The sequence below is a fragment of the Paraburkholderia sp. FW306-02-B genome (genome assembly GCF_058782725.1).
The window spans coordinates 3,109,686-3,129,494 of sequence record NZ_JBYSXZ010000002.1 but is presented as its reverse complement, the minus strand read 5'-3'; the positions used below and the strand labels follow the sequence as shown (position 1 = coordinate 3,129,494).

The window sequence follows — 19,809 nt, the reverse complement described above, 5'->3', positions numbered from 1 at the left end:
CCAGACGAACCCACATCCACCCATTCAGGACGATCATGCATCCAGCGGGATTTTCAGCGGCTCGGCTGACGGCGCTCACGAACGCCATGCAAGGCTACATGGATCGGGGCGAGGTGGCGGGTGTCGTTTCGCTGGTCTGGCGGCGCGGCGAAATCGGCTACTTCCAGCCGCTCGGCTGGCGCGACGAAGCCGGACAGTTGCCGATGGAGCGTGACACACTGTTTCGCATCGCGTCGATGACCAAGCCGGTCACCAGCGCGGCAATCCTGATGCTGATCGAAGAAGACCGGCTTGCACTCGACACGCCGATCTCACTGTGGCTGCCGGAGCTAGCCGCGCCACGCGTACTGCGCGACCCGGCGGGCCCGCTCGACGAAACCGATGCAGCCCGAGCGCCGCTTACCGTGCTCGATCTGCTGACGCATCGCGCCGGCTTCGCCTATCACTTCACTGCCACCGGGCCGCTTGCCGAAGCGTACGCGGCGGCTTTCAACGGTCTTGAAGCACGGGCGGACGCCAATGCCTGGCTGGCTCGCATCGCCGGCTTGCCGCTGATGTTCCAGCCTGGCTCGCGCTGGCATTACGGCATCGCAACCGACGTACTCGGCGTGTTGATCGAGCGTGTCAGCGGAATGTCGCTCGGCGAGTTCTTCCGGACTCGGATCTTCGAACCGCTCGGCATGCGCGATACGGCTTTCTGGGTACCCGACGCGCAGCTTGCGCGGCTCGCCACGGCTTACGGCGTCGAGCAGGGCACGCGGCAGCGCGTGGTCGAGGATCATCCGACGGCGAGCCGTTGGGCGAATCCCGCACGATTTCAGAGCGGCGGCGGCGGGCTCGTTTCGACGGCGCAAGACTACTTGCAGTTTGCGCAACTGCTCCTCGGGCGTGGACGTGTCGGTGCTACGCGTTTGCTGTCGCATCGTTCGGTCGATCTGATGCGCTCGAATTTTCTCAGCCGGGACCAGCGCCGCCTGCCGGCGTTCGGGCATGTGCTATGGGCCGGCCAGGGATTTGGACTCGGGCTGTCCATCGTCGACGATCCGGCGCAGCAGTTGCCGCTCGGTTATCGCTCGATGGGTTCGTTCGGCTGGCCTGGCGCGTATGGCACCAGCTGGTTCGCCGATCCGGTGGAAAACCTGATCGGCCTGATGCTGATCCAGCGCCGCGCAGTCGAACCGTTCCCGATGTCAGTCGATTTCGAGCGGCGCGTATACGATGCAATTGACGATTGAGTGTGCCGGTTCCTCCAGCCCGCGGCCTTGATGGGTAGGGGCAGCGGGTCTCCTTGCGCGGGCCGCTCTATCCGGTGCTTTTTTCGTCTGATAGGGTCACACTGCAGTTAGTCAAACCGATCGGAGCACTGTCATGGCCTCGTACAAGCAGTTGACTGCCCAGCTCGAAAAACTCCACAAAGAAGTCGCGCTGGCGCGTGAGAAGGAAGTCGCACAGGCGATCGCCGACATCAAGCAAAAGGTCGCCGAATACGACTTGACCGCGGAAGAACTGGGCTTTTCAAGCAAGCGTGCGGCGGGGCGCAAATCGGCCTCGGTGGCCAAGTATCGCAACCCGAAAACCGGCGAGACGTGGAGTGGTCGTGGCCGCTCGCCCAACTGGCTGGCGGGCAAGAATCGCGAGCGTTTTCTGATCGAAGCCTGAAGTCCCGCACTGCATGGCGGGTTCGCTCGCAATGCGGTGGTTTCTCCAAAGTGAACCGGTGCGTACTTTTTTTCGCACCGCAGCAGTGGTCCCGAAAACGCTCACCTTTCACGTGAACCTGGGTCGCGATGCATGGATTTTTCCGTGCACCTTGCGTCGGGCCTGGTTTGTTCGGTGAACCTGGCGTCGGCGTTTTGCGCACCTCGCGCAAGCGATCGATCGCGCTGATCGCAGCCATACCTGAATCTTCCGCATAACCCGCGTCGGCCTTTGGTGGCAGGCGTTTCCGAGCTTTGCGAAGCATCGTGCCCGCTGTCCATTGCTTGTTGAGGCGCGTCTTCGATGGACATTGGCGACCTGCTGAACTTGCGCATTGCCGGTGCGTGAGCAACGTTCGGCGTGGTCACCTTTGGCCGCGATTCGATGTCGGCAATCGCGGGTCCCGAAAACCCTCACCTTTGCGCCCGTTGCACTCTTCCGTGTGTTCCGATCGATCCGCTCGGGACAAACCCGGAGTTGAGTTCGCCTCATACCCCGTATCAAAACTCGTCGATACATGGTCGCGGATGCCGAACAGCACAATTGGTCATCCACTCAACCTCGACGGAAAGACCATGAGCGTATCGACGGACAAACAACTCTTTATCGGCGAAGGATTCGACGGCCCGGGCGTCAACCTCGCGCATATCAACGTATTGGTCGGTCCGCGCAATGGGCCGGCAGGGCAGGCCTTCGCCACTGCGTTGGCGACGCCTTCCGCTGGTCATGCGCCGTTTGTCGTGATCGCACGGCCGGGTGTGCCGACCAAGCCGCTGACGTTGTATGTGAACAAGGCGCAGATCGACGGCGACTTCCACGGCAACGCGACGTGGGGCGCCTCGCAAGCCGGCATCGCGAAGGCGGTGGCCGAGTCGCTGGAAAACGGCACGCTGCCGCCCGAAGCGGAAAACGATTGGGTGGTGGTGTCGGCGAATTGGGTCAACCCGAAAACCGACGATCTCGACGCGGTATTCGAGAACAACTACCGCGCGTGCAAGAACGCGATCCTCGCGGCAATGAAGGGTTTGCCGCATCGCGATGAAGTGTTCGCCGCCTCGCGCGATGTGTCGAACCCGTTCTATACGCCCAACCAACGCTAAGACGTGCAAGCGCATCGTGCGCTATCAGGAAGGAGACAACGCTATGGAATACATTCGCCTCGGCCAATCCGGTCTGAAGGTTTCTCGTCTGTGCCTCGGCACGATGAACATGGGCACGCCGCAATGGAAGCCGTGGATTTTCGACGAAGCGCGAAGCGAGCCGATCGTGCGCCACGCGCTGGACGCCGGTGTTAATTTCATCGACCTCGCTGACTTCTATTCGACCGGCGTCGGTGAAGAAGTAGTGGGCCGCATTTTGAAGCGCATCGCGCGCCGCGAGGGAATCGTCGTGACGACCAAGGTCGGTTACGAGATGGGCGCGTATCAGAACGCCGGCGGCCATTCGCGCAAGCACGTCATGGATGCCATCGATGCATCGCTGACGCGCCTCGGTATGGATTACGTCGACATCTACATGCTGCATTTCTTCGATGTGAATACGCCCGTCGAAGAAACCATGGGTGCGCTGAACGATATCGTGTGCGCGGGCAAGGCTCGCTACATCGGCGTATCGACGATGTACACGTGGCAGTTCGCCAAGATCATGCAAGTGTGCGAGCGCAACGGCTGGCACAAGCCGATCAACATGCAGTTGCAGTTGAACCTCGCGTACCGCGAGGAAGAGCGCGAAATGATTCCGTACTGCCAGGATCAGGGTGTGGGCGTGTCGGTATTCAGTCCGCTTGCTCGCGGCCTGCTGTCCTGCGAGCCGAACTCGACGCGCAACCAGACCGATTTCTTCACCGCGCAAATGTACGGCGATACGGTGTCGCGTGAAATTGCGGCATCGGTGGCGCGCGTGGCGGCGCGGCGTGGTGTGTCGGCTGCGCAGATCGCGCAAGCGTGGGTGCTGAACCATGGCGGCGTCGCCAGCATGCTGGTCGGCGCGGATACACCGGCGCAATTCGACAGCGCGCTGGCCGCGCTCGGCACGAAGCTCTCAGCCGACGAGCTCTTCGAACTCGAACGCAACTACACACCGTGCGATCTGATCAACGACTACACCGCGGGTAAGCGCATCGCCCGCGAAGCGCGGCTTGCGCAACGCGTGTTCGTCGAGAACCTGGAGAAGGCAGCATGAACGAATTTCTTCGAACCGGACATTACATTGGCGGCGAGTGGTACGAAAGCGCGAGCACCTATGCCGTTCTGAATCCTGCAACGGGCGAGGTCATTGCCCAGGTCGCGAGAGGCGGCGCGGCGGAAACGACGCAAGCCGTCGCCGCGGCGGAGCGGGCCTTTCCGGCATGGCGCTCGTTAACAGCCAAGGAGCGTGGCGCGCGCGTCAGACGCTGGGGCGAGTTGATGCTCGAGAACCGCGAGTCGCTCGCCGAATTGCTGACGCTCGAGCAAGGCAAGCCGCTTGCCGAAGCGCGCGGCGAAGTCGGCTATGCAGCGAGCTTCTTCGAATGGTTTGCCGAGGAAGCCAAGCGCAGTTATGGCGACGTGATCCCGAGCCCGAATCCGAACGCGAAGATCATCGTGACGCGCGAACCGGTCGGCGTGGTCGCGGCGATCACGCCGTGGAATTTCCCGCTCGCGATGATCACGCGCAAGGCCGGCCCGGCGCTCGCGGCAGGCTGCGCGATGGTGCTCAAGCCTTCCGAAGAAACGCCGTTGTCCGCCTTGGCATTGGCGGTGCTGGCGGGGATGGCCGGCATTCCAGCAGGCGTGTTCAACATCGTCTCCGGCGATGCGGTGGCGATCGGCGGCGTGCTGACCGAATCGGAGGTGGTGCGCAAGCTGTCGTTCACCGGCTCGACGCGCGTCGGCAAACTGCTCGCGAAGCAGTCGGCGGATACGTTGAAGAAGCTGTCGCTTGAACTAGGCGGCAATGCACCGTTCATCGTATTCGACGATGCGGATATCGACGCGGCCGTGCAAGGCGCGATGGCCTCGAAATTCCGCAACACCGGACAGACCTGCGTGTGCGTGAATCGCTTCTACGTGCAGGACGGCATCTACGATGCATTCACGCGGGCGCTGACACAAGCCGTGCGGAAAATGCGTGTCGGTAACGCGCTACAAGGCGAGGTTGAGCAAGGTCCGCTGATCAACCAGGCGGCGCTGAGGAAGGTGGAAGCGCACGTCGCCGACGCGTTGCAAAAAGGCGCGAAGGTTTTGACGGGCGGCAAACCGCACGCGCTCGGCGGCACGTTCTATGAGCCGACCGTGCTGATCGACGCATCAAAGTCGATGCTGATTGCTGCGGAAGAAACTTTCGGCCCGGTAGCGGCGTGTTTTCGTTTCAAGACTGAAGACGAAGCCATTGCTGCGGCCAACGACACACCGTTCGGCCTCTCCGCGTATTTCTACACGCGCGATCTTGCTCGCGCATGGCGTGTCGGCGAAGCGCTTGAGAGCGGCATGGTCGGCATCAACGAGGGTATTTTGTCGACAGAAGTCGCGCCGTTCGGTGGCGTCAAGCAGTCGGGCCTTGGTCGCGAAGGCTCGAAGTACGGGCTCGATGAATACACAGAACTGAAGTACATGATGATGGGCGGCCTCGGACGCTAGCCCTCGCCCTTGCATCGAGCGTTTACGCGTCCGCTTCGAGCCGCACGTGCGAGAGGCGGACGATGCAGCCCTGCGTATCTGAAGCCGGTCATGCACCGGCCACGCGACAGCGGCCCACACAACGAAGGAGACTGCGTGAGCAATCAGGAAATCCAGGCCGCCACTCTCGGCCTCGCCCCCACTTTGCCGCCCGCCGCTGCTGCAGCCGCGCACGGCCCCATTCCTCTCGACGACGTTCCGCTGAACGCGTTCCACGTCAAGATCGCCGGCCTGACGTTCGGTGCTCACTTTACCGAAGGTTTTGCGCTCGGTACGATCGGCTACGCGCTCGCCTCGCTGAATCGCCAGATGCCGCTCGACGCATTCTGGATGGGCATGATCGGAAGTTCCGCGCTGATGGGCATCTTTGTCGGCAGCCTCGTGTTCGGCTGGCTGTCGGATCGGCTGGGACGACAGAAAATCTTTCTGTTGAGCTTTCTCGTCATCACCGCGGCGGCGTTTGCGCAGTTCTACGTGAGTTCGCCGTTCGAGTTGTGTCTGCTGCGGGTGTTGATCGGCTTCGGCATGGGCGGCGATTTCGGGGTCGGACATGCGATCCTCGCCGAGTTCTCGCCGCGCAAGCATCGCGGCACCTTGCTCGGCTCGTTCAGCGTGGTGTGGACCATCGGCTATGTGGTGGCTAACGTGCTCGGCATGCAGTATGCCGACGCGTCGCCCGATGCGTGGCGGTGGCTGCTTGCGTCGGCCGGCATTCCCGCGCTGATCGTGTTGATTTTGCGTATGGGCACGCCCGAATCGCCGCGTTGGCTGCATGGCAACGGACGTGTGGCCGAAGCCAAAGCGATCGTTCTCAAACACTTCGGTCCCAACGTGACGCTCGACGGCGGCGGCGATGAACATGCGCAAACGCATGGCGGCTTCATGCGTCTGTTCAGGAAAGATCTGATCCGCAGAACGATCTTCAACTGCGCGTTCTTTGTGTGCCTCGTGATTCCCTATTTCGCGATCTACACGTTTCTGCCGACCATTCTTAAAGCGATCCACCTGGACGACGGTTCGGGCGCGGATTTTCTGTTGAACGGCTTCCTCGTGCTTGGCGCGCTGATCGGCATCTGGCTCACCATTAAGTTATCGCGCCGCGCGTTTCTGATCGGCTCGTTCGCGGTGACATGCATGTCGCTGATTGCGTTGAGCTTGCTGCCGGAGTCTGCAACGCTCGCGATGATCGTCGCATTCGCGATCTTCACGCTGGCGATGTCCGCGTTCTCGAACCTTGTTGGTGTGTTTCCACCGGAGTGTTTTCCGACCGAGGTGCGCGCGTGCGGTGTCGGGCTGGCGATTGCGTGCAGCCGTCTCGGTTCGGCGGTCGGTACGTTTTTGTTGCCGCTCGGCATCGTCCACCTGGGTTTCCACGCGACGATGATGGTGCTTGCCGTCGTCCTGCTGATCGGCATGGTGGTGTCGATTGCGTGGGCGCCGGAGACGAAGCATCTGACGTTGAACGAAGCCAGCGGCGCATAGCCCGCGGTTAGCGCTGTTTAGAAACCCCGCCGCACCGGCAACGATGCGGCGGGGTTTCTATTTACCGTGCGAGAGCCGGGTGACGTGACCCTGGACAACTTTCGGGAAAGTCTCAATCGCCGATTGCTCATGTGGCCCCAAACCCCATTTCCCTACGTCCACCCCCATGACGTGTATCATTCGTTCCCTGCGCTGTTCTGTGCCGGCAATTCCCGTATTTTCAAACGCTCGGTCGTAACCTGTTTACGACGCGGCGGACTTGCCGCGTGAAGCGGGTCCCGGACCGGCTCCCGCAGTTCGGCGCCGCCGCGCCAGACATGGCAGACCGGAGGCCACAAGCTTCTGAAGACCGCCTGAACCTCTATCCGTGACCGCCAGACCCGATGTCAGTCTCCGAACTCAAACGCCGCCGCACGTTCGCGGTCATTTCCCACCCGGACGCGGGCAAAACCACGCTCACTGAAAAGCTGCTGCTGTTCTCGGGCGCGATTCAGATCGCCGGTACCGTGAAGGGCCGCAAGAGCAATCGCTACGCGACCTCGGACTGGATGGAGATCGAAAAGCAGCGCGGCATTTCCGTTGCCAGTTCGGTCATGCAGTTCGAGTACGGCGACGCCGTCATCAACCTGCTCGATACCCCGGGCCACGAAGACTTCTCCGAAGATACCTACCGTGTGCTGACCGCGGTCGACGCCGCCGTGATGGTGATCGACGGGGCGAACGGCGTCGAAGCGCAAACGCTGAAGCTGCTCGAAGTCTGCCGCAGCCGCAAGACGCCGATCGTCACCTTCATCAACAAGCTCGACCGCGAAGTGCGCGAACCGCTCGAACTGCTCGATGAAATCGAGCAGCATCTGGGCGTCGCCGCCGTGCCGTTCACGTGGCCGATCGGCATGGGCAAGGAATTCCAGGGCGTCTACGACATCCAGCGCGATCAGGTGCGCCTGTTCCGCGCCGGGCAGGATAAGGCGGGCGGCGACGTCGAAACGCTGCAAGCGCTCAGCGACGAAGAAGGCGAACGCCGCTTCGGCCATAGCTGGGTCAAGGCGAAAGAAGAAATTGACCTGATCACCGGCGCGTCGCCGGATTTCGATCGCGAGCAGTTCCTTGCGGGTCAGCAATCGCCGGTGCTGTTCGGCTCGGCGATCAATAACTTCGGCGTGAAGGAAATTCTCGACGCGCTGGTCGATCTGGCGCCGCCGCCGTCGATGCGCATGACCGTGCAACGTCCGGTGATGCCGGACGAGCCGAAGTTCACCGGGGTCGTGTTCAAGGTGCAGGCGAATATGGACCTCGCGCACCGCGACCGCGTGGCGTTCATTCGCGTGTGTTCGGGGCATTTCGAACGCGGCATGGCGGTGAAGGTGACGCGCACGAACAAGACGTTCCGCGCGAATAACGTGGTGACGTTCCTTTCGCAGCGTCGTGAGACGGTCAGCGAGGCGTATCCGGGCGACATCATCGGTATCCCGAATCACGGCACGCTGAGCCTCGGCGATACGCTGACCGAAGGCGAGCAGTTGCAGTTCGTCGGCTTGCCGTTCTTCGCGCCGGAAATTTTCCAGACGGTCGAAGTGGTGGACCCGATGCGCGCCAAGCAACTCGGCGAAGCGCTGAAGCAGCTCGGCGAAGAAGGCGCGATTCAGGTGTTCCGTCCGGAAGTCGGCGGCTTGATGATTCTTGGCGCGGTGGGCCAACTGCAGTTCGAAGTGGTGTCGCACCGCTTGTCGACGGAATACAAGGTCGACGTGCGGATGGCGCCGGCGCGCTATCGGATGTCGCGCTGGGTGACGTGCGACGATGCGGCCGAATTGCGCCGTTTCACCGATTCGTACGCCGCGCGGATCGCGCTGGATGCGTCGGATGCACCGACGTATCTGGCGTCGCACGTGTCGGAGATCGAAGTCGCGCAGAAGGCCTGGCCGAAGATTGTCTTTAACGAATTGCGTGAGCACTCGGGCGCGCCGTTCAAGAAGGCGATGTAACTGCGTTCTGCCGCGAGCGCCTGGTGCTTGCGTCGTTAGACGAATAAAAAAGCCGCGCCGAAAACGCGGCTTTTTTTCGACCCTGCGTTGCTGCTCGCCGCGCAGTGCAGTGCGCCACCTCACTCCATCTTCAAAACCTCTTCCCGCATCCAGCCGGCAAACGCTTGCACATGCTCAAGCGCCGCGTGGCGTTGCGCCACGTCGAGCCAGTAGCCGAAGGGGCCTGCCACTTCGATATCGGCGAACCGCGCCAGACTCCCGTCCGCCAGTTCCTCGACGATCATGTTCCGATCGACCACCGCGAGCCCCGCGCCTTTACGCGCGGCGCGGATCGCTTGCTCCAGTGTCGAGAACTCGATGCCGTTTTCCGCATAGCGTGCGGGCAGGCCCGCCTTCGCCAGCCAGTTCGGCCACAGGTCCAGGCGGGCATCGTTATGCAGCACGTGTAGCGCGGGCATATGCTCGAGCAGCATGTCGAGTGGTTCGCTGAGCAGACGTGGTGCGCCGACCAGTACGTGGCGCTCGGTCATCAGCAATTCGGAATGTGCACCCGCCAGCGCGTCACGGCCGAAGCGGATGTTGCAGTGACAGTCTTCCGTGGGCGAGGTGCGAACGGACAGTTCGACATCGGGCAATTCGTCCCCCAGCGATCCGAGCCGCGGCGAGAACCACTGTGTCGCGAAGGTCGGCGGCACGGCGACGACAAGACGCCGCCGGCCTTTGGCCGCGGTGATCTGACGAAAGCCGCGTTCGATCGTATCGAAAGCGTCCGAGAGGCAGGGCAGGAATTGCACACCGGCCGGCGTCAAACGGATGCCCTTGTGATCGCGCTCGAACAGTTTCGCGCCGAGCGATTCTTCGAGCAGCTTGATCTGCCGGCTCACCGCGCCTTGCGTCACGCACAATGCGGTAGCGGCGCGATTGAAGCTCATATGGCGGGCGGTCTCTTCGAAGACGCGCAACGCGATCAGCGATGGCAAGCGCCGCATAAATCACCTTCCGTCTCTTTGATCATCCGGTGCCGGCTGTAGGTGTCGTGCCAGGACCGCAGAATTTATGTTCGTGCCGCGTCGCTGGCTGCGCGTTGTCTCCGACGCGCCATCAGGCAATGATCAGCCGGCGCTTCTAAAGCAAAGGCGCCGTGCAGCTTGTTAAGGATTGTCGCATTTCGGCTCGATATTTTGCTTAAGTGCGCTAAAAAAATTCCGATGCACGTTGGCACGGATCAAGCGGAATTTCGCGCGCATCGCGCTACCCATTCAGAAGCACCGCGCAAGCCCCCGACTTCGCCTATTCTGACGAAGACACGCGCCTCGCCGCCGGCGCGCCCTTTTCAATCTGCGGAGCGCCCGTGACCGTTCGTAACCTCGACGCCTTGTTCCGACCTGAATCCGTCGCCGTGATCGGCGCTTCCGAGCGACCGGGCAGCACCGGCGCGATGGTGTGGGCGCGCGTGCTGGAAGGCGGCTTCGGCGGCCCCATCTGGCCGGTCAATCCGAAATACGACACGCTCGGCGGCCGAGCGGCGATCAGCGATGCCGGCGATCTGCCGCAAGCGCCTACCGTCGCGCTGATCTGCACGCCGCCCGATACCTGGCCTGGCATCATCCATAGGCTTGGCGGTATGGGCACGCGCGCGGCGATCATCGTCGGCGAAGTACGAACCGATGACGACCGGCTCGCGCTGCGGCACGCGCTGTCGGCGGCGCGCCCGCATCTGCTGCGTATCGTCGGGCCTGGCAGCCTCGGCGTGGTGTCGCCGGCACTGCGCGCGCATTTCGGCGCGCCGTCATGCACGGTGAAGGCGGGCGGCGTCGCGTGGGTCTCGCAGTCGAATGCGCTGACCAACGCCGTGCTCGGCTGGGCGCACGCGCGCGGACTCGGTTTTTCGCACGCGGTGGCGCTGGGCGGCGAGGCCGACGTGGATGCCGGCGACGTGCTCGATTACCTGGCGAGCGATTCCGGCACGCGCGCCATCCTGCTCGAACTGGATACGGTACGCGCGGCGCGTAAGTTCATGTCGGCGGCTCGCGCGGCAGCGCGCAACAAGCCGGTGCTGGCGTTGCGCTCGGGCCGCGCCGATCCCGCCGACGCGCTGTACACCGCTGCATTCCGTCGCGCGGGCATGGTGCGCGTGGATGCGCTCGACGATCTGCTCGACGAAATCGAAACCCTCGGTGTGGGCCGCGTCGCGGCGGGCGCAACGGCGACGCTGATCACCAGCGACCGCGGCCTCGCCACGCTCGCCTGCGACGCTTTTGTGGCAGCCGGCGACACGCTCGCGCCGTGGCCCGCCGAAGCCGACGCGGCGCTCGCTGAAGCACTGCCATACGCGGTGGCGGGCAACCCGCTGCAACTCGGCGACGACGCCCGTCCCGAGCATTTCGGCAGCGCGCTCAAGATACTCGCCGAGCATCGCAGCACGGGCACGGCGTTCGTGGTTCACGCGTCGACACATGGCGCGCCGGTCGGCGAGGTCGCGCAGGCGTTGATCGCGAATCAGCGCTTCGCCTATCGCGGATTGCTTGCGTGTTTTTTCGGCGGCGTGGATGCGGCCACGCGCGACGCGCTGCATGCACAAGGCATTCCGGTTCATACGACGCCACAGCGGCTCGCGCGTGCTTTCGCGCGGTTGGTCGATTACCGGATGGGCCGCGAATTACTGATGCAAACGCCGGAAGGATTGCCGGCGCAGATTCCCGAAGCGATCGACGCGGCTCAGGCGCAGGCGCGCGCCGCCATCGCGTCAGGTGAGCACCAACTAACCGGGGAAGCGGCGGTGCGCGTGCTTGAGCGCTTCGGACTGCGTGTCGAGCAGCATGCGGAAGGACAGGCGGAAGAGCGCGTGGAACAGCCAGCCGACCCCTGCGCGGAACTAGCCGTCACGCAGGCCAAAAAACCGGTCGTCGACCTGGCCGTCGAGCTTCACGACGACGACAACTTCGGCCCCGTTTTCCGCTTTACCGCACCGTCGGCGGATGGCGTATCCGAGCCACTGCGGGTCTACGGTTTGCCGCCGCTCAATCCGATCCTCGCGCGCGACATCGTCGCACGTTCGCGTTATGCGCGTCTGGTCGAACCAGAGCCGGCATTGGCCGCATTGACGGCGTTGTCGCAGGCGGTGTGCGACGTCAAGGAGATCGTCGGCCTCACGCTGACGCTGCGGGTGTTCAGCGACCACGTGGTGGTCGTCGAGCCGACCCTGAGCATTGCATCGACGCGCAGCCGGCTCGCGATCGTCCCGTATCCGCGCCGCTTTGAAGAGACGCTCGACTGGCACGGCGTGCGCATCACGGTGCGGCCGATCCGGCCGGAAGACGAAGCCGCGCATCACGATTTCGTCGAAGCGATGACGCCCGAAGATTTACGCCTGCGGTTCTTCGGCGCGGTCGGCAGCTTCGACCACTCGCAGCTCGCGCGGATGACGCAAATCGACTACGACCGCGAAATGGCGCTGATTGCGACGGTGACAAGCGAAGAGGGCTTTACGCGGACGCTGGGCGTGGTGCGGGCAGTGGCCGATCCCGATAACGAAACGGCCGAATTCGCCGTTGCGGTTCGCTCGGACCAGAAGGGCCGGCGTCTCGGACAATTGCTGATGGACCGGATCATCGCGTACGCGCGGGCGCGCGGCATACATTGGCTGGTCGGCGAGGCGTTGCGCGAAAACGGTCCGATGATCGCGCTGGCCAAATCCAGCGGGTTCACCATCACGCAGACGGAAGATCCGGGCGTGGTCGGCTTCAGGATGGCGTTGGATGAAACCGCCCGGGAAAGCGCAGAGGCGGCGCGCAGCAAGAATTGAACTGGAGAGAGGGGCATCATCACCGCCCGCGCCGATCAGACGGCTAAGGCGGTGATCGAAAAACAAGAGACGTTTATGGCCTCAAGCCGGCAGCTTGGCCGCGGCTTCGTCGACTTGCGTGCGGGTCACGGCCAGTTCTTCCAGCCATGCATCTGCGTAGACCGCACCGGTCTCGCGCTCCAGACGCGCAATCGTCGCCGCGCAACGGTTCGCGTCCTTCGGCGTGGCGATGAACGACTTCACCGATTCACCCGCCTTGAACGCATCGAACAGCGGCACGCGAATGTCGTCCGGCAGCGCGCGCGTCGTCCATTGATACGGCTTGCCGTTGAACGTGAACGACGGCGGCAGCACGCGCTCTTTCTTCGCCGCCGGAATCAGGCCGTAGGTGCGTGCGGCGTCGCCGATCTGCTCGGGCGAAAACAGCTCGTCCGGGCTGATGTCGAATTGCTGAATAAAGGTCTCGATGCTTTGCATCGCCGCGGCGCGGTCGTCGCGGCGCTTCTGCGCATGAGCGACGATGTCGCGCAGTTCGTCGGCTTCGTCGGGCGTGATCGCGAAGCTCGATTGCTTCTGCTGGAGTTCGGAAAAACGCTGGAATTCGGAATCGGTCAGAAGTTTCGCCATTGCTTATCGAGGGCGCGCATGAGGGGACCCATGCGGCGTCATTTTTGGGAGGGTCGCCATTCTAAACCATGTGCGGATGGGGTTGATTGTGCAGCGGCCTGCTGCACAAATTCGCACTCCGCCAATGCCACGCTAGACGTCACTCTCCCGAAACATCGACAACGCCTCCACCGTCTCGCGCAGCAGCGCTGTAACGGCCTCCAAAGTCGGCGCAACGTATTCGTCGATGCGTCGCAAGTACGGGCACGTGAGCGCCGCGATCGCCTGGCCAGAGGGTCCTTGGATCGGGAAGGTGACGTCCGTCACGCCAACAGTCTGCTGGCTGTCCTTCTGCGAGAATCCTGCCGCGCGAGTCCGTTCACACGCCTGTTCCAGCGCATCGCGATCGATCGTGACTTCGCCTTTCACCTTGGTGTGTTCGGCCAGCATCTGCTCGCGCTGCTCCGGGCTTTGGAAAGCCAGCATCACCCTCCCCGAACCCGTATCGATCAGACCGACACGCGAACCGAGCCGCACCGAAATACCCCAGGTGCCCGGTCCATCCACCTGCGCGATCACGAGCAGATTGCCGCGGTCGTACACCACGAGGTGACACGATTGCTCGGCGGTATCGGCAAAGCGCTGCATCAGCGGTAACGCTTCGGAAATCAGCCGGTTCATCGGCGGGTGCCGATGCGCGAGCGCGTACAGCTTCAGACTCAGCGAATAACGGTCGCCCGCCGCCGAGCGCACGACGTACTGCCGCGCGACCAGTCGCTCCAGCATCCGATACATCTCGCTCGCGTTGCGTCCCAATAACTTGGTGATTTCGGCGCGCGTCAGTCCGTCTTTCTGCTCGGCGAGCAGTTCGAGGATATCGAGGCCTTTGTCGAGCGCGGGCGCGCGGTAACGGTCGTCGTCTTTGTCTTCCGCATCCATCTTGAATGTCGTTCCGTGGGCAGTTCTCATTATCTGGCGCATGAGTGTAGTGCGTGGTGAATTCCATGCGGGGCTGTGCCTGGCCAGGGAAAACACCGACACTTGGTGCAGTGCACTTTTCTTGACTTCAAAAAGTTCGTATATGAATAATACGTTCATTGGTGAATGAACGCACGCCAATACGATAAGAAAGCGCAGGACGAAGTGCCTGTCATCCAACATGGCCGGATCACGCAGTTCAACAACGCATGGGGCCGGAGTAAGCGCTAAAGCGCTAACCCCGGACCGACACAGGAGACAACGATGTCGTTCGCAAAAGGGCCGTTCGCGGCTCGCCGTTTTTTCAGGAATTCACTATTTGCCGCAGCGGCGGCAGCTTGCGTTGCCGGCCTCGCTGTCACCGGCACCGCGCAAGCTGCCGAGGCCGGCAAGATCGGTCTCGACCTGCCGCTCCTCACCTCGCCGTTCTGGCAGTCGTACAACAACTATCTGCCCAAGGTCGCGAAGGATATGGGCATCGATATCCTCGCGCCAGTCAACTCCAACGGCGATCCTGCCCAGCAGATCACCGACATGAACAATCTGCTGAATCTCGGCGCCAGGGGCATCGTGGTCGGGCCGCTGGATTCGGCGGCGATTAGCCGCGCGCTCGATGCGGCGGCGGCCAGGAACGTGCCGGTTGTCGCCGTCGACGTCGCGCCGACGCAAGGCAAAGTCGCGATGGTGGTACGCGCCGACAATCGCGCGTATGGCGAGAAGGCGTGCAAGTACATCGGCGAGCATGTGAAGTCGGGCAAGGTCGTGCAGATCATGGGCGATCTGGCATCGGTGAACGGGCGCGACCGGTCTGAAGCGTTCCGGTCCTGTTTGAAGGGCTATCCGGGTTTGTCGCTGCTGGAGATTCCGGCGAGCTGGAAGGGCGACGTGGCGGCCACCGCGCTCGATAGTCTGTTGACCGCGAACCCTGATGTGAAGGGTATTTATATGCAGGCGGGCGGCGTCTATCTGTCACCGACGCTGCAAACGCTGCGCCGCAAGCAGATGCTGTTTCCCACCGGCGACGCGAAGCACGTCGTGATCGTCAGCAACGACGGCATCCCGCAGGAGTTCGACGCAATCCGCCGTGGCGATATCGACGCCACCGTTTCCCAGCCCGCCGATTCGTATGCGAAGTACGGCCTGTTCTATATCAAGGCGGCGCTCGCCGGACAAACCTTCAAACCGGGTCCGACCGATCACGGCAGCAACATCATCCAGTTGGCGCCGGGCGTTCTCGAGGACCAGTTGCCCGCGCCGCTCGTGACCAGGTCGAATGTCGACGACAAGGCGTTGTGGGGAAACACGGTTAAATGAGCGAGCGCACGCCATCCGTGCCGGTCGTCGAAGCGTTTGAGATCACCAAACGCTTCGGCTCCACGGCCGCGCTGAACGACGTGAGCATCCGCGTGATGCCCGGCGAGTCTCACGCGCTCGTCGGGCGCAACGGTGCGGGCAAATCGACGCTGGTGTCGATCCTCACCGGCCTGCGCAAGCCCGATACCGGCGAGGTGCGTTTCAGCGGCGCGGCTGCGCCGTCGATCGCGGACCGCGATGCGTGGCGCGAACGCGTCGCCTGCGTCTATCAACATTCGACCATCATCCGCGATCTCACCGTCGCGGAAAACCTGTTCATCAACCGGCAACCGTCGCGGCACGGCGTGATCGACTGGAACGCGATGCGCCGCGACGCTCGCGCCTTGCTCGACCACTGGAAAATCGACGTGCGCGAAGATGCGCGCGCCGGCGATCTGACAGTGGAAGCGCGGCAACTGGTCGAAATCGCGCGGGCGCTGTCATACGGCGCTCGTTTCATCATCCTCGACGAGCCGACCGCGCAACTCGACGGCGATGAAATCAAGCGCCTGTTCCGCCGTATCGGCGAGTTGCAGCGCGAGGGCGTGACGTTCCTGTTCATCTCGCATCACCTGCAGGAGGTCTATGAGATCTGCCAGGCCGTGACGGTGCTGCGCGACGCGCGGCATATCGTCAGCGCGCCGGTTTCCGCATTGCCGCGCGAGCGGTTGATCGAAGCGATGACCGGCGAGCGTGGCGGCCTCGCAGTCGCCGACGCGGCGGCGCGTGACGCGTTGCCTGCCGATACGGCCATTGCGCTGGAAGTCGAAGAACTGGCCGGCTCCGATTACGACGACGTGTCGTTCACGGTGAAGCGCGGCGAAGTCGTCGGTCTCACCGGCGCGACGAGCAGCGGCCGCACCAGCGTGGCGGAAGCGATCGCCGGATTGCGTGCGGCGAAACGCGGCGCAATCCGCGTTGACGGCGCCACACTGCCGCCTGGCGACGTACCCGCGGCATTGGCACATGGCATCGGCTGCGTGCCGAAGGATCGCCATCACGAAGGCCTGGTGCTGACGCAATCGGTCGCCGAAAACGCCTCGATGACCATCGCACGCCTGCTCGGCAAATTCGGCATTGCGCCACCGTCGAAGAAAAACGCCTTCGGCCAGAAGATGATCGACGCGCTCGGCATCGTCGCGCAAGGTCCCGAGCATGTCGTCTCAGGGCTCTCGGGCGGCAATCAGCAGAAAGTGGTGATGGCCCGCGCGCTCGCCACCGATCCCAACGTGCTCGTGCTGATCGACCCGACCGCCGGCGTCGACGTGAAATCGAAGGAAGCGTTGCTGTCCGTTGTGGATCGCGTGCGCGAAGAAGGCAAAGCCGTGCTGGTGGTGTCCGGCGAACTCGACGATCTGCGCACCTGTGACCGTGTGCTGGTCATGTTCCGTGGCCGCGTCGCGGCCGAATTTCCCGCCGGTTGGCAGGACCACGATCTGATCGCATCCGTTGAAGGAGTCAGTCTCCATGAAGAATAGTGTGCCCAGCCCCGCATTCGGCACGACGCAAGTTCAAGCGCAGCCAGCCGTGGCGGCCACCCGCGGAAAACGCGCGCGGATCGAATTCGCTCGCCTGCGCGATTTGGCGTTGTTGCCCGCACTCGCGTTGCTGCTCGTGATCGGCGCGTTTGTCAGCCCGAGCTTTCTGACGCGAGCGAATCTGATCAGCGTGCTGGGCGCGTCGGCGGCATTGGCGCTTGTCGTGCTCGCCGAATCGCTGATCGTGCTGACTGGCAAGTTCGATTTGTCGCTCGAATCGACGGTGGGCATCGCGCCTGCTGTCGGCGCGATGCTGGTGATGCCGGCGGCGTCCGCGGGCTTCGGCATGCAATGGCCCGCAGCGATGGGTTTGCTCGCCATCGTCGTAGTCGGCGCGGTGATCGGGTTCATCAACGGATTTCTGGTGGTGCGTTTGCGGCTGAATGCATTCATCGTCACGCTGGCCATGCTGATCGTGTTGCGCGGCATGCTGGTCGGCGCCACCAAAGGCGGCACGCTGTTCGATATGCCGCCGTCGTTCTTCTCGCTCGCGACCACCATCGTGCTCGGCTTGCCGTTGTCGGTCTGGCTCGCGGCAGCGGCGTTCGCGATTGCAGCATTTGTGTTGCGCTATCACCGTTTGGGCCGCGCGCTATACGCGATCGGCGGTAATCCGGAAGCGGCGCGCGCGGCGGGGATTCGTGTCGAGCGCATCACGTGGGGCGTATTCGTGCTCGGCAGCATGCTCGCGGCGGTCGGCGGTTTGATCGTCACCGGCTATGTCGGCGCGATCAACGCGAACCAGGGCAACGGAATGATTTTCACGGTGTTCGCGGCGGCGGTGATCGGCGGCATTTCGCTCGACGGCGGCAAGGGCACGATGCTCGGCGCGCTCTCCGGCGTGCTGCTGCTCGGCGTCGTGCAGAACCTGCTGACGCTCGCACAAGTACCGTCGTTCTGGATTCAGGCGATCTACGGCGCGATCATCCTCGGCTCGCTGATGATCGCGCGCCTCGCCAGCGGCGAAGGCCAAAACTAATGCGCACGCATGACGGAGAACACACTTGACCAGCCGCCCATTGCAAACCGACCCGCGCCTGATCCTGCTCAGCCCCGCCGATAACTGCCTGATCGCGGCGGCGCGCCTCGAAGCGGGCACGCAAGTCGAGATCGAAGGCGAGCGCGTGACGCTCGCCAAAACGATCGAACTCGGTCATAAGGTGGCACGCCATGAACTCGCGAAAGACGACAAGGTGCTGCGTTACGGCGCAGTGATCGGTCACGTGACCGAAGCAGTCGCGCGTGGCGCGCATCTGCATACGCACAACCTCGAAAGCGATTACCTGCCGACTTATACGCACGACGCGGGCCACCAGTTCGTACATCACTGATTTGTGCACATTGAAGTGGCCGCGCGCCACGCTGGAGCGATCATGACTGACACTTCCGTAGCATCTGCCGCCGCGCGGCAGCCGACGCTGCAAGGCTACCTGCGCAACGATGGCCGCAAAGGTATCCGCAACGTGGTCGCGGTGGCGTATCTGGTCGAGTGCGCGCACCACGTCGCGCGCGAGATCGTCACGCAGTTTCGCGAGCCGCTGGATGCATTCGACAATCCTTCGGCCGAGCGCGAGCCGCCGGTGCATCTGATCGGCTTTCCCGGCTGCTATCCGAACGGTTACGCCGAGAAAATGCTCGAGCGTCTCACCACGCATCCGAATGTGGGCGCGGTGTTGTTCGTATCGCTCGGTTGCGAGAGCATGAACAAGCACTATCTGGCGGACGTGGTGCGCGCGAGCGGCCGTCCCGTCGAAATACTGACGATTCAGGAAAAAGGCGGCACGCGCAGCACGATTCAATATGGCGTCGACTGGATTCGCGACGCGCGCAAGCAGCTCGCCGCGCAACAGAAAGTGCCGATGGCGCTGAGCGAGCTGGTGATCGGCACGATCTGCGGCGGCTCGGACGGCACCAGCGGCATCACCGCGAATCCGGCTGTGGGCCGCGCGTTCGATCATCTGATCGACGCGGGCGCCACCTGCATTTTCGAAGAAACCGGCGAACTGGTGGGTTGTGAATTTCATATGAAAACGCGCGCGGCGCGGCCCGACCTCGGCGATGCAATCGTCGCGTGCGTGGCGAAGGCGGCGCGTTATTACTCGATTCTCGGGCACGGCAGCTTCGCGGTCGGTAACGCGGACGGCGGCCTGACCACGCAGGAAGAGAAATCTTTAGGCGCGTATGCCAAAAGCGGCGCGTCGCCGATTGTCGGCATCGTCAAACCGGGCGATGTGCCGCCGACCGGTGGCCTCTATCTGCTCGATGTCGTGCCGGACGGCGAACCGCGCTTCGGTTTTCCGAACATCAGCGACAACGCGGAAATCGGCGAATTGATCGCATGCGGCGCGCATGTGATTCTGTTTACCACCGGCCGCGGCTCGGTGGTCGGCTCGGCGATTTCGCCAGTCATCAAGGTGTGCGCGAATCCGTCGACGTATCGCAATCTGGCCGGCGATATGGATGTCGACGCGGGCCGCATTCTCGAAGGACGCGGCACGCTCGACGAAGTCGGCCGCGAAGTGTTCGAGCAAACGGTGGCGGTGTCCCGAGGCGCGGCATCGAAATCGGAGATGCTCGGGCATCAGGAATTCATTCTGACTTACAAGACCTTCGAACCGGTCGGGCCGGCGTGCTTGCCGTCGAGCGCTGCAGCGCCGCATCGGGCTGTCGCGATCGAGGCGCACTGAGCAGATCGGTTCACGAACGCG

General features: G+C 63.1%; 16 protein-coding genes. 13 read left to right on the top strand and 3 right to left on the bottom strand.

The genetic code is table 11. The features are described 5' to 3' along the window. The first annotated feature begins 35 nt into the window (after nt 1–35). The 7 genes from AC3WOG_RS35310 (at nt 36) to AC3WOG_RS35280 (ending at nt 8,821) form a co-directional block, all read left to right on the top strand. Complete coding sequence (locus AC3WOG_RS35310; RefSeq protein WP_492582340.1) at nt 36–1,235, top strand: serine hydrolase domain-containing protein; 1,200 nt, start codon at nt 36–38, stop codon at nt 1,233–1,235. A 133-nt stretch (nt 1,236–1,368) separates the two neighbouring features. After that, nucleotides 1,369–1,659 carry an H-NS histone family protein gene (locus tag AC3WOG_RS35305; RefSeq protein WP_492582339.1) on the top strand — a complete coding sequence of 97 codons (291 nt, stop codon included), beginning with the start codon at nt 1,369–1,371 and terminating at the stop codon, nt 1,657–1,659. A gap of 614 nt (nt 1,660–2,273) precedes the next feature. Next, nucleotides 2,274–2,798 carry a formaldehyde-activating enzyme gene (gene fae, locus AC3WOG_RS35300; RefSeq protein WP_492582338.1) on the top strand — a complete coding sequence of 175 codons (525 nt, stop codon included), beginning with the start codon at nt 2,274–2,276 and terminating at the stop codon, nt 2,796–2,798. Nucleotides 2,799–2,841: 43 nt separating this feature from the next. Further along, nucleotides 2,842–3,879 (top strand): aldo/keto reductase, encoded by a 1,038-nt coding sequence (locus AC3WOG_RS35295; protein ID WP_492582337.1) that lies wholly within the window; start codon nt 2,842–2,844, stop codon nt 3,877–3,879. After that, on the top strand, nt 3,876–5,315 hold the full coding sequence (locus AC3WOG_RS35290) for an NAD-dependent succinate-semialdehyde dehydrogenase (RefSeq protein WP_492582336.1): 1,440 nt from the start codon (nt 3,876–3,878) through the stop codon (nt 5,313–5,315). The genes AC3WOG_RS35295 and AC3WOG_RS35290 overlap by 4 nt, the downstream gene beginning before the upstream one ends. A 135-nt stretch (nt 5,316–5,450) precedes the next feature. Then, on the top strand, nt 5,451–6,836 hold the full coding sequence (locus tag AC3WOG_RS35285; RefSeq protein WP_492582335.1) for an MFS transporter: 1,386 nt from the start codon (nt 5,451–5,453) through the stop codon (nt 6,834–6,836). A 383-nt stretch (nt 6,837–7,219) separates the two neighbouring features. Further along, nucleotides 7,220–8,821, top strand: coding sequence for a peptide chain release factor 3 (locus AC3WOG_RS35280; RefSeq protein WP_492582334.1), 1,602 nt, complete (start codon nt 7,220–7,222; stop codon nt 8,819–8,821). A 119-nt stretch (nt 8,822–8,940) separates the two neighbouring features. On the opposite strand, the gene AC3WOG_RS35275 is transcribed toward AC3WOG_RS35280, so the two are convergent. Continuing rightward, nucleotides 8,941–9,810, bottom strand: a complete 870-nt coding sequence (locus tag AC3WOG_RS35275) for a LysR family transcriptional regulator (protein ID WP_492582333.1) — start codon at nt 9,808–9,810, stop codon at nt 8,941–8,943. A 362-nt stretch (nt 9,811–10,172) separates the two neighbouring features. On the opposite strand from AC3WOG_RS35275, the gene AC3WOG_RS35270 reads away from it, so the two are divergent. Then, on the top strand, nt 10,173–12,626 hold the full coding sequence (locus AC3WOG_RS35270) for a bifunctional acetate--CoA ligase family protein/GNAT family N-acetyltransferase (protein ID WP_492582332.1): 2,454 nt from the start codon (nt 10,173–10,175) through the stop codon (nt 12,624–12,626). An 81-nt stretch (nt 12,627–12,707) separates the two neighbouring features. On the opposite strand, the gene AC3WOG_RS35265 is transcribed toward AC3WOG_RS35270, so the two are convergent. Together AC3WOG_RS35265 and AC3WOG_RS35260 are read right to left on the bottom strand one after the other, a co-directional pair. Continuing rightward, entirely contained in the window at nt 12,708–13,253 is a 546-nt protein-coding gene (locus tag AC3WOG_RS35265; RefSeq protein WP_492582331.1) for a hypothetical protein, read from the bottom strand. A gap of 132 nt (nt 13,254–13,385) precedes the next feature. Next, the gene (locus AC3WOG_RS35260) at nt 13,386–14,171 is read right to left on the bottom strand and encodes an IclR family transcriptional regulator (RefSeq protein WP_492582556.1); all 786 of its coding nucleotides are present in this window, start codon (nt 14,169–14,171) and stop codon (nt 13,386–13,388) included. A gap of 303 nt (nt 14,172–14,474) precedes the next feature. Here AC3WOG_RS35260 and AC3WOG_RS35255 point away from each other — a divergent pair, with 303 nt between their 5' ends. The 5 genes from AC3WOG_RS35255 to AC3WOG_RS35235 are packed head-to-tail and all read left to right on the top strand — an operon-like array spanning nt 14,475 to nt 19,788. After that, entirely contained in the window at nt 14,475–15,524 is a 1,050-nt protein-coding gene (locus AC3WOG_RS35255; RefSeq protein ID WP_492582330.1) for a sugar ABC transporter substrate-binding protein, read from the top strand. After that, the gene (locus tag AC3WOG_RS35250; RefSeq protein WP_492582329.1) at nt 15,521–17,041 is read left to right on the top strand and encodes a sugar ABC transporter ATP-binding protein; all 1,521 of its coding nucleotides are present in this window, start codon (nt 15,521–15,523) and stop codon (nt 17,039–17,041) included. The genes AC3WOG_RS35255 and AC3WOG_RS35250 overlap by 4 nt, the downstream gene beginning before the upstream one ends. Beyond that, entirely contained in the window at nt 17,031–18,080 is a 1,050-nt protein-coding gene (locus tag AC3WOG_RS35245) for an ABC transporter permease (protein WP_492582328.1), read from the top strand. Before AC3WOG_RS35250 ends, AC3WOG_RS35245 begins: the two co-directional genes overlap by 11 nt. A gap of 25 nt (nt 18,081–18,105) precedes the next feature. Next, a complete protein-coding gene (locus tag AC3WOG_RS35240) occupies nt 18,106–18,432 on the top strand; it encodes a UxaA family hydrolase (RefSeq protein ID WP_492582327.1) in 327 nt (108 codons plus the stop codon). 42 nt (nt 18,433–18,474) lie between these two features. Beyond that, nucleotides 18,475–19,788 carry a UxaA family hydrolase gene (locus AC3WOG_RS35235; RefSeq protein ID WP_492582326.1) on the top strand — a complete coding sequence of 438 codons (1,314 nt, stop codon included), beginning with the start codon at nt 18,475–18,477 and terminating at the stop codon, nt 19,786–19,788. The last annotated feature ends 21 nt before the right edge of the window (nt 19,789–19,809 follow it).

Bases quoted from the DNA above. Each gene is read 5' to 3' on its own strand.
- AC3WOG_RS35290 (WP_492582336.1), top strand. From the start codon at position 3,876: ATGAACGAATTTCTTCGAACCGGACATTACATTGGCGGCGAGTGGTAC.
- AC3WOG_RS35260 (WP_492582556.1), bottom strand. From the start codon at position 14,171: ATGGATGCGGAAGACAAAGACGACGACCGTTACCGCGCGCCCGCGCTC.
- AC3WOG_RS35305 (WP_492582339.1), top strand. From the start codon at position 1,369: ATGGCCTCGTACAAGCAGTTGACTGCCCAGCTCGAAAAACTCCACAAA.
- AC3WOG_RS35295 (WP_492582337.1), top strand. From the start codon at position 2,842: ATGGAATACATTCGCCTCGGCCAATCCGGTCTGAAGGTTTCTCGTCTG.
- fae (WP_492582338.1), top strand. From the start codon at position 2,274: ATGAGCGTATCGACGGACAAACAACTCTTTATCGGCGAAGGATTCGAC.
- AC3WOG_RS35245 (WP_492582328.1), top strand. From the start codon at position 17,031: ATGAAGAATAGTGTGCCCAGCCCCGCATTCGGCACGACGCAAGTTCAA.
- AC3WOG_RS35265 (WP_492582331.1), bottom strand. From the start codon at position 13,253: ATGGCGAAACTTCTGACCGATTCCGAATTCCAGCGTTTTTCCGAACTC.
- AC3WOG_RS35310 (WP_492582340.1), top strand. From the start codon at position 36: ATGCATCCAGCGGGATTTTCAGCGGCTCGGCTGACGGCGCTCACGAAC.
- AC3WOG_RS35280 (WP_492582334.1), top strand. From the start codon at position 7,220: ATGTCAGTCTCCGAACTCAAACGCCGCCGCACGTTCGCGGTCATTTCC.
- AC3WOG_RS35250 (WP_492582329.1), top strand. From the start codon at position 15,521: ATGAGCGAGCGCACGCCATCCGTGCCGGTCGTCGAAGCGTTTGAGATC.
- AC3WOG_RS35255 (WP_492582330.1), top strand. From the start codon at position 14,475: ATGTCGTTCGCAAAAGGGCCGTTCGCGGCTCGCCGTTTTTTCAGGAAT.
- AC3WOG_RS35235 (WP_492582326.1), top strand. From the start codon at position 18,475: ATGACTGACACTTCCGTAGCATCTGCCGCCGCGCGGCAGCCGACGCTG.
- AC3WOG_RS35275 (WP_492582333.1), bottom strand. From the start codon at position 9,810: ATGCGGCGCTTGCCATCGCTGATCGCGTTGCGCGTCTTCGAAGAGACC.